Genomic DNA, 14,587 nt, shown 5'->3' on the forward strand with positions numbered 1-14,587 from the left:
GTAAAGTGAATCATATGTCTAAAATTATTGAGAGTATAAACATCCAGGGCAGCATTTATACTGGCGACGATGTTAGTAAGTATGCACTAGATTTTGGAAAAACGATAACTAAAAAACCACTAGCTGTTGCTAATACTACAAGCGCAGAAGACATAATAAAAATTATTGCTGTGGCCAAAAAACACTCTGTGCCTTTATCTATTAGAGGTGCTGGTCATTCATGTTATGGCCAAACTCTATGCAACGGTGGAATTGTTATCAACAATATTTCTTCTAAACCACAATTCAAAGTCCATTCGGAATCCGTAGAAGTAAATACGCGGACGCGGTGGCTAGACCTAGAGAATGCCTTAAATGCGATGGGTAGATCCCTTCCGGTGTTAACAGATTACTTGACATTTTCGGTAGGAGGCACATTAAGTGTTGGAGGGTATGGAGTTCGCTCGGTCACCGAAGGATCTCAAGTAGACCAAGTACAAAAACTACAAATAATTACCTGGAATGGAGACATATTGTGGTGCTCTCCTGATGAAAACGAAGAAATTTTTCGCTACGCTCTTTGTGGAATGGGACAATTAGGCATTATAGAAAAAGTAATTATGCGAACAACACCTTATTTTCCTAAACCAATCTTACACCACTACCGCCATCCATCCTTAGAGCATCTTGTTGCAACATTTGAATCTTTTTTAGACGAAAACAATTCTTTTCCTGACTACTTCGAAGCTGCAATGGTGGGAGAAAATTTTTTAAATTTTTCACATCCTATCGTAAACCGCATTTTAAAGACAGGAACACACTTACTCCTTGGCAAAAAAATTATCGGTTCAAGATACGGTTTTCATAACAAAGAACGAATAAACTTCGAAAAATCTGAATTATTGCGAAATATAAAACCAAAAATTTCTACAATAAAAGATAACTATGCTCTTTTTTCTCACCGAAAACAGGACAAGTACGTCTCTAGCCTCCATCGACAAAAGCGTATTTGGACAGACTACATGTTAAACTATGAAGGATTATGTAAATTTACCTCATTTATGGAAGAAGAGCTTCAAGATAAAAAATTAGCTAATTACTTAGGAGTTCTTTATTTTTTAGGTAATCGCAAACCAAAGAAGAAAATTCATTTTGCATTTGAACCAGCATCAGGAATAAAAGATCGCATGACATTCTTAGTCGGTGTGTTTTATGCAGTACCTGAAAATGATACAACCGGTGTCAATTACGTAAGAGAAGCACTAAAAAGATCTCTGCAGAAAGTAGTTTCTTTAGGTGGAAGACCTTACCTTTATGGCTGGAATGATTTAGATAACAAAATGAGAAATAGTTTATACGGCGATTCATGTGAGAAAATGATAAATCTATGTCAAGAACTAGATCCAGAGGGGGTAGGTAAATTGTTACCTAGCTTTACAGGAGAAACTAATGCAGTATGATATTGTTGTTATTGGTAGTGGAATTGCTGGAGCAACAGCTGCTTTAGTATTTTCTCGAATAGGTCATCGCGTCCTAGTAATCGAGAAACGAAAACATCCTCGTTTTGCCATTGGCGAATCAACAATCCCCACAACAACACATATATTCATGAGTTTATCTAAAAAATATAATATCCCAGAGCTAAGGCATATTTGTCACTACACTGCTTTAGCAAAGCGCAAAATGGCAAGTTACCCTAAAAGGCACTTTTGGTACGGTCTTCACAAAGAAAATGCCCCTCTATCACCTTGTAAACAATTAATGTTCGAAACATTTCCTTTACCTATTGGTCCAGACGTTCACATGCTGAGATCTGATGCCGACTCTTATTTAGTATCTAAATTTGCCAAATACGGCGTTGATTACATAGACGAAACAGAGATAAAAAACTTTGATTACGATACTTCTACAAATACTGCAAATATATCTACACTAAGTCCACAAGGGGCAAAACAAGTACTATGTAAACTTGTTGTTGATGCCTCTGGACATGCTTCGTATTTAGCTAAAAAATTCAACTTACGCGAAAAAGAAACATCACTAAAAACCAAGTCGCGAACTATTTTTGGGCATTTTCGTGGCGTTAAAGATCTCGATAGTTTATTAGAAAAAAACATTTTTCGTTATAAACGAAATGCAGGAACGATGCATCACTGTTTCGATGGTGGATGGATATGGGTAATTCCTTTTGATAATGGTATTACCAGTATCGGACTTATGCTTGATACTGATAAATACCCTAACAACAATAAAATTACACCCGAAGAAGAAATGCAGCAAATAATTCAAAAATTTCCAACAATAAAAGAACAACTAGAAAAAAGAGAACCTCTTTTTCCTCTAATAAGAACTGGACGTGTTCAATTTTCATCTCATACTATTTTAGGAGATGGATTTATTCTCACTCCCCATGCTGCTGCTTTCGTTGATCCGCTTTTTAGCACTGGTATTTTGCTTACTTTATCTTTCATTGAGCGCATGGCTCATTTACTTGAATCATCACAAACAGATAGATTTGTAACGAAAAATTTCCAAAGTGTAGAAAAAGCTTTTTTTCAAGAAATCCAAACTATAGACCTCGTTGTTAGCGGAACCTGGAAATCTTTTCGAGATTTTAATATCTTCAAACAATATTGGAGAACCTGGATTCACAGCACTACCTTACAGTACTTTACGCATATACTAGGGAATTCAAGCAATGCTAAAGGCTGTTCATTTGCTTATGGAGCGGCAATAGAAACCTGGAAAGAAACTCTTTATAAAATGCATTCTATTGTTTACCAAGACGGGGATAGTCAACAAGTCGCTGAGAGTTTGCAAAAAATAATGGATTCTGTTCCTCACCCGTATCACAACAGTCTATTTGAAATAAATAGCAAAGAGGCTTGCAGTATACACACTGATATTGATAAGAAATATCAAGTACAGTTTTTTATGACACTGTTAGACACTCCAGAAATCAAAAAAGATGGAGGGAATAAATCGAAACTTTATTTGTTTATTCTTTCAACAATTATAAAAAAAATATACTTTAAACTACGTTACTGTTTATCTAAGTTAATTGGCACTAGTTTTTACAAAGAGATTCGTTCTATTCACAAAATCACTTCTTTGTAGAACGCGGACAACCTAACCGTTTATTGGGGTATTAAATATGCAAGAGCCAGATTTTCAATTGTGGACGGAGATCAGTGGCAAACCGCGGATGGCAGATTTTCTAGTCGAGTCATTGTATCGAGCAGGTGCCAAGTACATTTTTGCAATGCCAGCAGAATCACTCAATTCTATTATTGATGCTATTCGCAAACATAAAAAAATAAAATTAATCACTGTTAGACACGAGGCGAATGGAGCTTTGATGGCTTCTGCCTATAGTAAAATCACTGGTAATTTAGGTGTATGCATGGGAACAACAGGGCCTGGTTCGACTCACTTACCTTTGGGTTGTTACGATGCAAAAGCAGATTGTACAAAAATGATCGCTCTTAGCGGACAAGTGCCAAGCCACCAAGTAGGAACAGGTGGATTTCAAGAAATAGACGCACTCTCTCTATTTCAAAACTCTTGTAAATATAATTATTTGTTAACTTCTCGCGATCAAACACCTCTTATCGCACAAATTTGTTCGGAAACCGTTTTTCACAATTGTTCTTCCCATATCGCATTTGCTTCTGACATCATGAAGACAAAAGTAAATATGAAAGCACTTCCTTCTTTCCAATCTTCGGACTTTACCCCAAACCTTCCTATGATTGATTGCAAATCAATACTACAACGCATACAATGCCAAAAACCAATCATTGTAGTTGGCAAAGAAGGTGAAAAAAAAGAGGTTTTGGCCTTAGCAAACAAGTGGCAAGCACCAATCATTGTATTACCGGAAGCAATTTCCTTTCTTAACATAGTGAAAGACCATCCCGTTCTTCGTTGGAATAACAACAAAGAAAATCCATGTAATAATTTGATTAATGATGCACATCATATATTACTTATTGGGGAACACAGCTATAATTTTTCGACATTAACAAACGGTGTTACATCACGAAAAATAACACAAATTTCTCCAAGCGATCACTACTACCGTAAAAAAGTTGATACTCAATCAATTTCGGGAGAAATATCAAGTATTGTACCACAAATAGCAAAAGAGATTTCACAGCAAACAGACAAAGATTGGTTACAGGAGACTCAAAATGCATCAAATTGGCGGCCTGAATTAACTATTCCACAAGAAGTGCTTCTAGCTTTAGATAAATGTATACCAACAGATGCCAATGTATCTGTTGAGCCTGGAGATATTTGGAATGATGTTTTTTTTCATTGGCCTACACGTGAGCGTAAAATAACTTCTTCTTTTCATTTACAAGCTCCTGGTTATGGCTTTGCAGGAGCAGTTTCTGCTGCACTAGCTTACCCCCACAATCTTTCGTACGCCTTTGTTTCAGAAGGATTTAAATTGTCTATGCCCGACCTTCTTTCTGTAAGAAAATATGGATTGCCATTAAAAATTGTCCACTTTGAAAATGAAGACGAAAAGGATCTAAACTTAGTTAAGTTTGCGCAAGCATCCCACTGTGAATCAGCTAAAGGCACAATCGAAAATTCGCACGCAGTACTAGAAAATCAACGTAAAGACAAACTTCCTTCTCTTGTTTCTTTCCCTATTAGCTATAAAAAATATACACCAGAGGGCAAAAAACAAACATTTGCTAGTAACATTATTGAAATTTTTAGCAATGCTGGCGCTAAAAAAATATATGGTGTCGAAAATTCCAAAACGACTATTTGGCAAGAAAATATAGACAAGACAAAACTAGACTTTGTTCCTGTGGTTCACTGCGAATCAGCGTCAATGATGGCCTCAGCTTGTTATAAATCGGAAAAAGCTTTAGGCATCTGTGTTGTAACAGAAGCTTACGAACTCCCTTTACAATTAAATGGTCTATACGATGCTAACTACGATTATTCTCCAGCAATAATTATCACACCTAAATACAATAATTTGGATTTTTTTGATAGTAAAGCTTTGTTTAAAGATGTAGTATGTGCCAGTTTAGATATCAAAGCAAATAAAGACTCTCTACAAAAATTGGCTAATGCTGTGAATTATATTCTGCACGAGAAAAAAGTACTTCATTTGAGTGTAGACTGGGAGTTGTTATCTAATCCAAAAATAGAATTTCAACAAGACACAGTTTTATCTTCTAATCTACCCACTGCTCTACAAACACAAAAAGCCAGCAAAGTTTTACAAAAGGCTAAAAAAATTGTCATCTTAGTTGGTGGTGGAGCTAAAGGTGCAGGAAAAGAAATAGAAGCACTAGCAGTAAAATTATGTGCCCCTGTGGTTTGTACAATGCAAGGATGTGGAGTTACCTCCGAAAACTTCTCTCATTTTGTAGGACGTACAGGTGCTTCAGGTCATAGAGCAGCTTTTTGCGCCATTGAACAATGTGAGATTTTACTAATTTTAGGAAGCTCAAATCGCGCTGCAGTGTTTGGTCTCGTTGGTAATTTTGAAATTATACAGGTTGACATAAACCCAAAACAATTTGGAAAAAGAGAACAAAAAACTATTGGAATTCAGGGAGATACAAAACAAACCCTCATTTCTATTCTAGAAGATATAAGCGAAATCTCTGTTTGTATTCACCGTCAAAAGTTTCTAACGAAATATTCTAATAAATACAAGAAATGGTGGCAAAAACAACTCAGGAAGAAACATTCAGGTAATATGATACAACCATCGAGCATTTGTCCAACACTTATAAACGTTTTAGACAAACACAAAAAAGATGTTGCTTTAACCGTTGATGTAGGCGTTACAACCTTATGGGTGTATCGTTTTTTTATGCGGCCAAATCCCATTATTTGGACAGGTTCTTTTGCCACAATGGGATTTTCCCTTCCAGCAGCAATAGCAATTAGTAATTTCTACCGCAAAAAAGTATGGGTTATGGCTGGAGATGGTGGAATTGCAGTAACAATGGTAGAATTGCTTTCAGCAGTAAAACAAAAACTTCCCATCGTAGTAATCGTATTTAATAATAACAAATTAGCAGCTATTAAGTTTGAACAAGAGGTTATGGGATGGCCAGAATATGAGTCGTACCTATTTAATTGTAATTTTGCTGAATATGCTGAATCTCTAGGAGCTACAGGAATACGTGTAACAAACAACAAAGAGATGAAACAAGCAATGGAGCAAGCAATTATACTCGAAACGCCTTGTGTTATAGACGTCGTTTGTAACCCTCATGAAAAACCCTTTCCACCGAAATTCAAAATTGTCAATTTGCGTGGTTATATTTTTGCCTTGCTGCGAGAACGCTATTTAAACGCAATCACTTTGTTCAAAAAAAGCGATGGAATTGTAAATGTTCCTACTCGTTACAAGAATGATAAGGTTGTTGATGATTAAAGTAAGGCGTGTCGACACACCCTAATAAAAATTATGATAGGAGAAATTAAATGAGCGCTGTAGTACGTGTTGAAAATGTTTCTAAAACATACAAAGGTCGCGGTGTGCCAGTAGAGGCCCTGCATGATACCTCTTTCTCTGTAGGAAGTGGTGAATTTACAGCAATATGTGGACCATCTGGTTCAGGTAAAACAACTTTGCTTAATATTATCGGAACAATCGATTCCCCTACATCCGGTAGTGTCTTTATTGAAGACAAGGATACCGCTACTTTGTCTAAAAAACAGCTAGCGAGTATTCGCTTAAGTAAACTTGGTTTTATTTTTCAGTCTTATAATTTAATTCCGGTCCTAACTTGCCAAGAAAATGCAGAATTTGTACTTCTTTTACAAGGCGTAACTCAAGGACAAAGAGAAGAAATTGTCAACGAAGTATTAAAGGATGTAGGTTTAGAAGATAAAAAACATGCTTTTCCAAGAGAACTTTCTGGTGGACAGCAACAACGAGTAGCTGTTGCTAGAGCAATAGCTAGCCGTCCTAAGCTTATTCTTGCTGACGAACCTACAGCAAATTTAGACTCAAAAACGGGAAAAGACCTAATTGATTTAATGTTAGAACTTAATCAAAAGTACGAGGTAACATTCCTATTTTCTACTCATGATCCTATGGTAATGGAAGCAGCAAAAAAAATTATTTCCATTAAGGACGGCAGAATTGTCGACACCAAGTAGTTTACCACAGCTTTCAAAAAAACTTACTCTTAGACAATTTCAAGAACTACCAACAGACTTAAAAATTGACTATGTTTGTAGTGGAGTGGAGTTAGAACATAACTTTATAGATAAATATAAAATTATTGTTATGTTGGGACGACCGCGCACTTGTATGGTTGGTGTACTTGCTTACGCTTTAGGCTATAGCTACGTTGGCAATGTTTATGCGCCTATTATTTTATTTGGCGCGTTACTAAGTTTCTTGTGGAGCTTTTCTGCAAATTTGCACAATACGTATACAGATTTCAAAGAAGATGCCTATAATCTTCCTGGAAGACTTTATTTAGTTGCTAGATTAGGATATCGCAATCTATATAGATCCTTGATTGTGTGTAATATCTTAAAAATAATTATTGCAGCCTTTATGAACTTACCCTGTTTAATATTTGCAGTCTTAGTACAACCATTAGTGCATCAATATTCGTTTCCACCTCTGCGCTTAAAAGGCCGCCCTATCATTGGCGTGTGGGTATTTTCTTTGGCGGTAGTCTCTCCTTTCGTACTAGGCGTTTTGTCGCAACAGACTTCCGATCCGTTGTTTTCAACAGAGAGCATCGCCATGATGTTGTTTTTAACTGTATGGTTTATGGCGAAAGGTTTCTTTAAAAACGTTCCTGATTACTATGGAGATAAAGCTGCGAATCTAACAACATCTGCAACCATTTTTTCTTCGTGGAAATCAGCGAGTATTTTTACACTTGCTTGTACTGTTGTTGCTTATTTAGCACTTATTCCAATAGCAATTTTTAACCTAGTTCCTCTAAAAGTTCTTATTTCTTTGATTTGGTTAATCCCCGTTGTCATAAACTGCTTGAAATTAATTGAGGTAAATGATGGCGCTAAAGGAAATTATTGTCTTAAAATAGACATGTTGATATCTGTAGGATTTATAATAACTCTTTTACTACTTACCAAGTTTAACATATTAAATATAGTTGTAACTGTTTTTAGCCTCTTTATTCTGTTTGGAAGCGATTGGTTCGGGATAGACTCACGTCGCAATCAGGACACTTCAGGAGGTAGCAATTTGGGAGATGAAATGATAATAGCAAAAATTGCGTGGCGCAATCTTTGGAGAAACAGACGCCGCACACTCATTACCTTATGTGTCATGAGTTTTAGTGTTGCTTTCATGATTTATATGGTTAGCTTAGCGACAGGCTACCACAAAGGCATAATCGCTAATTCCGTAAAGGCAGGAACGAGCCATATTCAAATTCACAAAGAGACCTTCCATTCTGTCTTAAAGTCCGATTTATTTCTTGAGTGGAATTCTAAAATGGAAGAAAAAATGCGCAGCTATAACGAAGTAAAAGCATACTCTCTGCGCATCAAAAGCCTTGGCCTAGCGAGTTACACTAACAAAGCACAAAATATTACTCTTTGGGGAGTCAATCCCAAAACCGAACCGACTATTTCTGTTTTTCACAACGAAGTAAAAAACAAAGGTCCACTAGTTGAGGGATCTTACTTAAAAGAAACAGACTATCTTGAAGGGTATTTGGATAACAATCCTCATGTTTTTCACTTACCAGGTGTTCTAATTGGAAAAAAAATGGCTGAGCATTTTGATATTCGTATAGGTAGTAGTATGGTGGTTACCTTACAAAGTGCTGGAGGAGAAATAAAACAGAACCTATTCCAAGTACGCGGTATATTCCAAACGTTAATACCTACATACGATGCGCGAACCGTTATTATTCATCACAAGATGGCGCAAAAAATGCTTTCTTATTCTTCTTCTCAGTTCTCTGAAGTAGCTATCGTTGTTAACGATTATAGTGATATGAAACCACTAGCAGAGAAACTTAAAAGCGATTTTTCTTCTTCGTTTGAAATTCTAACTTGGGACCAAATTCACCCCAATTTAGTCGATTTTATTCGCGTAGATAATGTGTTTATTGTCTTTTTTGTAGTGACTCTATTCGTTGTAACATCTATTGGAATTGTAATTACTCTTCTCATGTCTGTATTTGAAAGAGTACATGAATTTGGTGTTATGTTAGCAATAGGAATGAAAGAATCAAATTTAAAATCACTTATTTTGGCAGAATCTTTGTGGCTCTCCATTGTTAGCTGTATTTGCGGGAGTATACTAATATCTCCTGTTCTCTATATGGGTCAAACTCAAGGTATCGATGTTTCTTATATGTTAGAAGGTGCCTCACTATGGGCAATTTCGTTAGACCCTACGATATATACAGAGTTCTCTTTATTTGCAACACTTGGATGTTTTGCCCTTGTTATATGTGTAACTTTGATTGTCAGCTTGTACCCAGCGAAAAAAGCAACGAAGATGGAAATTGTTCAAGCAATGAATTTTGTTTAGGAGAATAAAGATGCCTATTTACAAAATGGCATGGCGTAATATTTGGCGCAACAAACGCAGAACAGGTCTGAGCATAGCTGTAGTAGGATTCTGCATTGGTATATTAATTCTGTTCATTGCTATCATAAATGGTTTACAAGAGCAAATCATTAAATCAAGTGTGAACACATTTACAAGTTATATTCAGGTTCATCGCAAAGGATTCGACAAAGAAAAAAGTTTAGCAGGTTTCATTGAAAAAACAGACGACATGCAAAAACAAATTGGTAAACTTCCTTCTGTAGAGGGAGTCACTGCAAGAATCTTATCATCAGCTCTTATTAGCTATGAGAATTATTCATCTGGTTGCCTTGTCGTTGGAATCGAACCATCAAATGAAAAGAAGGTAACTTTCTTCTATCGTGGAATTAAAGAAGGTCATTTTCTTGAAGATCAGGATGAAGACACTATTTTAATCACAAAAACCATTGCCCAACGAATTTCTGCTAAGCTCAACTCCGAAATCACAATAATGGTGCAAGGTTATAACGGGTCTTTGGAAGCAAGAAACTTAAAAATAAAAGGCATTTTAGATTTAGGGAATCCAGAGCTAAACCAAAATTTAGTTATTGTAACTAGAAAAACGGCTGGTGAGTTAACTGGCTATAAGAGCCAAAAAATTTCAGAATTAGCTATTCGTCTGAAAGGAAATAAAGGTTTACAAAAAACCACAAACGAGATTAAAAATATTCTAAAAAAACACAAAAGTTTTTATGGGGAGCTAGTGTCTGAAAAAGACAATGATCTATTTGTAGAAGAAGATATTGAAGACAATTTCATAAAGACAGAAAAAGGAATTGAGTTTGAAAAAGAATTTGAAGTTCTTTCTTGGCAAGATTTACTAAAAGCAATAGTGCAGTTTATTCAATTTGAAAATAGTGTTGTTCACTTTATTCTAATGATTGTTTATGTAGCTGTAATTCTAATACTATTCAATGTTTTTATTATGTCAATTATGGAACGCAAAAAAGAATTCGGTATCATGAAAGCAGTGGGAACAAAATCATCGCAACTGATTTTCATGGTGTGTATAGAATCCTTTGCCATTGTTATTATCGGAATTATTGTTGGTAGTGCTATTGGAATAACAGCTTCTCTAACGTTATACTTTTTTCCTTTAGAAATAGCTTCAGCCGTAGATATATTTAATCAAGGGATGCTACGTCCTCAAGTGTTGGCTATTTTAAATATGAAATCTCTACTTCTACCGATAGCTGGTGCATTAATAACAGGCTTAATCGCACCTCTATTAGCCTGCCGTGAAATCACCAAACTAAATCCTGCTGAAGCGATGCACTCATCGTAAAGAAAAGCATAATCTCATTTTTAACAAGCAAGCGTAACGAGGCTTCTCGTTACGCTTTACTATGTTCTTTGTAGAAAGGTTTACCATGAAACGTCCAGCTACTCCACAAAGTACTTTCGATAAAGTAGCACCTTACTATGATTTCATGAACTCTTTTTTGAGCTTTGGTATAGATCGCCGTTGGCGTCGCAAAGTAGCTTACCTCTTATCAGATATACAACAAGGTTATGTTCTTGATATTGCAACAGGAACAGGTGCTGTGGCAATAAGCGTAGCAAAACACTTACCACAAGTTAAAATTATTGGTTGCGATATTAATCAATCGATGCTTGAAATAGCACAAAACCGAATACATAAAAACAAATTACAAGAAAGAGTAAAACTCGAAAAAGTAAACGGTGAAAAGCTACCATATGAAGATAACTACTTTGAAGCAGTAACTATAGCTTTTGCTATAGATGATATGGATGATCGCGATGGCTGTGCAAAAGAAATGTTTCGCGTTTTAAAACCAGGCGCCAAATTAGTCCTACTTGAATTATCTATGCCAGAAAAAGGATTTGCGAAAAGCGCGTATCAAAAATATTTAAAAGTATTTCCTCTAATACGAAAATTAGTAAAAAAAGCAAACTACAATCATGTTCAAAAAGAAATTCTCAAATACCAAGGTCAAAAAAACATAGAAGAACTACTAGAAAAAACTGGCTTTATAGACTATTCATTTCAAAAACTTACTGCAGGAATTGCAACTCTTCACTCGGTTCAAAAACCAACATAGAAATTTACAAAATAATCACTCAATCTCGCTACAAAATTGTAATTGTTTTTTAACTTAACAAGAAGTCGCGAATAATCGGCAAATATTCACTGCTTGTACCAGTACACTGAGTACCGCTGTGACTGTGTTTGGCAATATCACCGAGTGGACTGTATGCTGGATTTATGTCAATAAGAGAGCCACCATTATCTTTTACTTGGTATACTGTTGTGCACGCAACATTAGCCGAAGCGGAAGTCCCAACAGTAATGAGTAAATCAGTTTGATCTACCCATGCTCGCGTACTGTGAATGCGAAAATGATGTTCATTATAAGATTCATCCCACCAAAGAACATGAGGACGGGTCATCGCCTTACATTTAGGACAACACAATAGTTTTATCATTTCATCTGTAAGTGAGGCATTTCGGTCTGGAACTTGCACTTTGTCTGGAATATCATAAATGTCGTAACTACACTCTTTGGAACAGCGCATCTGATTAATGTTACCATGAACCTGAAAGGTTTTTTCTTCAGAATTACCAGCTAGAAGATGTAAACCATCGACATTTTGCGTAATAAGTCGAAAACGATCCTGTAAGTGTTTTTCAAAATCAACAACTGCCATATGCCCTAGATTAGGTTTGGAACGACCACATACTCCCTTGCGATACAAAAACCACTTCCAACTTTCAAGAGGCTTATCTTCAAAAAAAGTAAATGTACCGATTTGCTGAAATTGGTAGTTTACCGAACCAACAGTCCAGTATCCGTCAGCTCCCCGAAATGTAGGTATACCACTTTCAACAGAAATCCCCGCACCTGTAAGTATAGTAAGATTCCCTTCATTTTCTTTAAATTCGTTTAGTATTTGTTGTAGTTTTTCTTCCATTGAATTGCCCTTCTACTCTACTGACATGTAAAAATATTCGAACTTCGTACCCTGTGGACAGTTTTCCTCTAAAGTAACACAAAGATTGCGCACGCGGTACAAAAACATATCTATTACATCACGCTCAATAAGTGGAGAAGAAATAATATTTTTCACATCTGTTGATAACTGATGAAGTGCACTATGAGTATTCTCAATTTCAGTCATTTGCATATTACTTCTTATATAAGGAACAATAATACGAGCTGGTTGTAAACGATCGCTTAATAAAGCCAAGGTAATAAGCCGCCAATCAACAATACTTTGATGAACGGTACATGATTTACTCTTGTAGATTTGTTGAAGCAAAATATCGTTATTTTTGACTTTCGAAGAATCAGTAACACCAGATGCTTTTGGATCTTGCCATAGATGATTTAACTCGGGCAAAAGCTCTTTTATCTTTGTCATACATAAAAAAACGTTTTTTTTGCGCCAATTTATTTTTTTACGATATTCCTTGTATTGCCAGAACAAAACATATTTTTGCATTTTTTGAAACAAGGAACAATTTAAGTGATTGATGTGCTCAGTTAATTTTTTAACACAATAAAACAAGACAATGCTTTTATCTATGGGAATTAGAGGTGTAGTGTTTTCAATGAATTCCTCGTCTATATTTTCTAAAAGCACAGAACTCTCCTCTTTTCAACAGCTACTATTAAGGCTGTTTTGTTATCAATTTTAGGAATTGCTATGGCTATTTTTGCAACAATCACGAACCTTGCCATAACCAATAAAAAACTCGACGTTGATACTGAAATTGGCTCCTTTAAGAAGTGCTATTTTTATGGGAGCCTTAATCTCTCTTGTCATTCTGCCACTATTTTTCATAGTGTCTACTCAATTTAGCAGAAAAGACATTACCAGTACAATATCCTTTATTAGCTGTGAGATTTTTTTCGCCAAAATGGACATTAGAAGAAAGAATCAAAGGATTGTTAGATAACAGGTGCTTCATTACTAAATTGAGTAAAATTTCTATGACGTTATTGGTTGCCATCTTCGTTTTATTCAATGTTTTAAGTGAGTCGCAAAAAGTTTTTGAGCACGTTTCAAGTCAGCGTAGAATTTGAGTGTCAGAGCAAGGAAAGCCTGAGAGGCGCATAACTGTAGCTATGTAACCGAAGGCTCAACGCCGCTATGATACTCAAAGGCAAGCTGCGTGCTCTTAAAAACTTTTTGTGACTTGCTTAATATCTACTCCACGTTTCGTTTTCTCCATCAAATCAAAACCTATATTTAATCATTTAACTAGATTTGAGGTTTTGTATAATTTTATCCATCCTTGTTGCTCAATAAATTGAATCATATCTTTGGTTAAAAAATTTGGGACATTTTCTGCGATTTGGGCAAGATACATTCCATAAGCTTCTCTGCACAAATACGTATCTTTTTTCCATCGTTCTATCAGATGCGAAAACTCTGAGAGTGCCTTACTTTTTTCACCCGCTTTATAATAACAATATCCTTTTTGTTCCAGAAAGATTTCATATCTCCACGACTGATTACCACAGAAAAAATTTGCCTTTAACCGAGAGTATGCTTTAGCTGCCTCTTCCCAATTTTGCAAATCGTGTAAGCAATGTGCTCTATACAATAACGACCACGAATGTTGTGGGTCAATGCTTAACGCTTTATCATAATACTCCAATGCTTTATCTTTTGGATACTCGTCACTAAAATGAGGACACATCCTGTCCTGCTAAAAAAAACACCAATACATCGTTTACAACATAGCCTGATGTATTAAAAAACCTTTTACCTAAAGATATGCGCCAGCCTTCGACCCTACCTCAGCAAATAAAGACAAATCAAAAGCAGCAACTTGATTTTTATTAGTGGAAAGTGGGGTAAAGGAGACAAAAACAACGTGAAACTATCGCCGCGTGCAACCAAGCGAAACAAAACAAGTAAAGAAAATAATTTCCTCAGTTTACGAGCGAATTTCATTTTCTTAGCAACAAACAATCCATTGTCGTTTTTCATTTCACAAAATATATAGGTAGTGACTTTTTTCAAAATATATTGTTGTTGTTGGTTTGATAAAAT

10 protein-coding genes are annotated in these 14,587 nt (G+C 35.8%); 7 read left to right on the top strand and 3 right to left on the bottom strand.

All coding sequences use genetic code 11. The features are described 5' to 3' along the window. Positions 1–14 precede the first annotated feature (14 nt). The 7 genes from UABHE_RS24785 (at position 15) to UABHE_RS24815 (ending at position 11,625) form a co-directional block, all read left to right on the top strand. Entirely contained in the window at positions 15–1,439 is a 1,425-nt protein-coding gene (locus UABHE_RS24785) for an FAD-binding protein (RefSeq protein WP_372365994.1), read from the top strand. Further along, positions 1,429–3,096, top strand: coding sequence for an NAD(P)/FAD-dependent oxidoreductase (locus UABHE_RS24790; RefSeq protein WP_372365995.1), 1,668 nt, complete (start codon positions 1,429–1,431; stop codon positions 3,094–3,096). Before UABHE_RS24785 ends, UABHE_RS24790 begins: the two co-directional genes overlap by 11 nt. Positions 3,097–3,133: 37 nt before the next feature. Further along, positions 3,134–6,400: a thiamine pyrophosphate-binding protein gene (locus UABHE_RS24795; RefSeq protein ID WP_372365996.1), complete on the top strand. Its 3,267-nt coding sequence runs from the start codon at positions 3,134–3,136 to the stop codon at positions 6,398–6,400. 50 nt (positions 6,401–6,450) lie between these two features. Beyond that, the gene (locus tag UABHE_RS24800; RefSeq protein ID WP_372365997.1) at positions 6,451–7,131 is read left to right on the top strand and encodes an ABC transporter ATP-binding protein; all 681 of its coding nucleotides are present in this window, start codon (positions 6,451–6,453) and stop codon (positions 7,129–7,131) included. Continuing rightward, on the top strand, positions 7,115–9,502 hold the full coding sequence (locus UABHE_RS24805; RefSeq protein WP_372365998.1) for a UbiA family prenyltransferase: 2,388 nt from the start codon (positions 7,115–7,117) through the stop codon (positions 9,500–9,502). The genes UABHE_RS24800 and UABHE_RS24805 overlap by 17 nt, the downstream gene beginning before the upstream one ends. A 10-nt stretch (positions 9,503–9,512) precedes the next feature. Further along, a complete protein-coding gene (locus UABHE_RS24810; RefSeq protein ID WP_372365999.1) occupies positions 9,513–10,847 on the top strand; it encodes an ABC transporter permease in 1,335 nt (444 codons plus the stop codon). An 85-nt stretch (positions 10,848–10,932) separates the two neighbouring features. Then, entirely contained in the window at positions 10,933–11,625 is a 693-nt protein-coding gene (locus tag UABHE_RS24815; RefSeq protein WP_372366000.1) for a ubiquinone/menaquinone biosynthesis methyltransferase, read from the top strand. A 49-nt stretch (positions 11,626–11,674) separates the two neighbouring features. Here the strand turns inward: UABHE_RS24815 and UABHE_RS24820 are convergent, their stop codons facing one another. The 3 genes from UABHE_RS24820 to UABHE_RS24830 form a co-directional block, all read right to left on the bottom strand. Further along, a complete protein-coding gene (locus UABHE_RS24820; protein ID WP_372366001.1) occupies positions 11,675–12,496 on the bottom strand; it encodes an NAD-dependent deacetylase in 822 nt (273 codons plus the stop codon). 12 nt (positions 12,497–12,508) lie between these two features. Then, positions 12,509–13,168 carry a hypothetical protein gene (locus tag UABHE_RS24825; RefSeq protein ID WP_372366002.1) on the bottom strand — a complete coding sequence of 220 codons (660 nt, stop codon included), beginning with the start codon at positions 13,166–13,168 and terminating at the stop codon, positions 12,509–12,511. A gap of 613 nt (positions 13,169–13,781) precedes the next feature. Next, the gene (locus UABHE_RS24830; RefSeq protein WP_372366003.1) at positions 13,782–14,231 is read right to left on the bottom strand and encodes a tetratricopeptide repeat protein; all 450 of its coding nucleotides are present in this window, start codon (positions 14,229–14,231) and stop codon (positions 13,782–13,784) included. Between the last annotated feature and the right edge of the window lie 356 nt (positions 14,232–14,587).

Origin of the sequence: Candidatus Uabimicrobium helgolandensis (assembly GCF_041508025.1) — a bacterium.
GTDB classification, from domain to species: Bacteria; Planctomycetota; Uabimicrobiia; order Uabimicrobiales; family Uabimicrobiaceae; genus Uabimicrobium; species Uabimicrobium helgolandensis.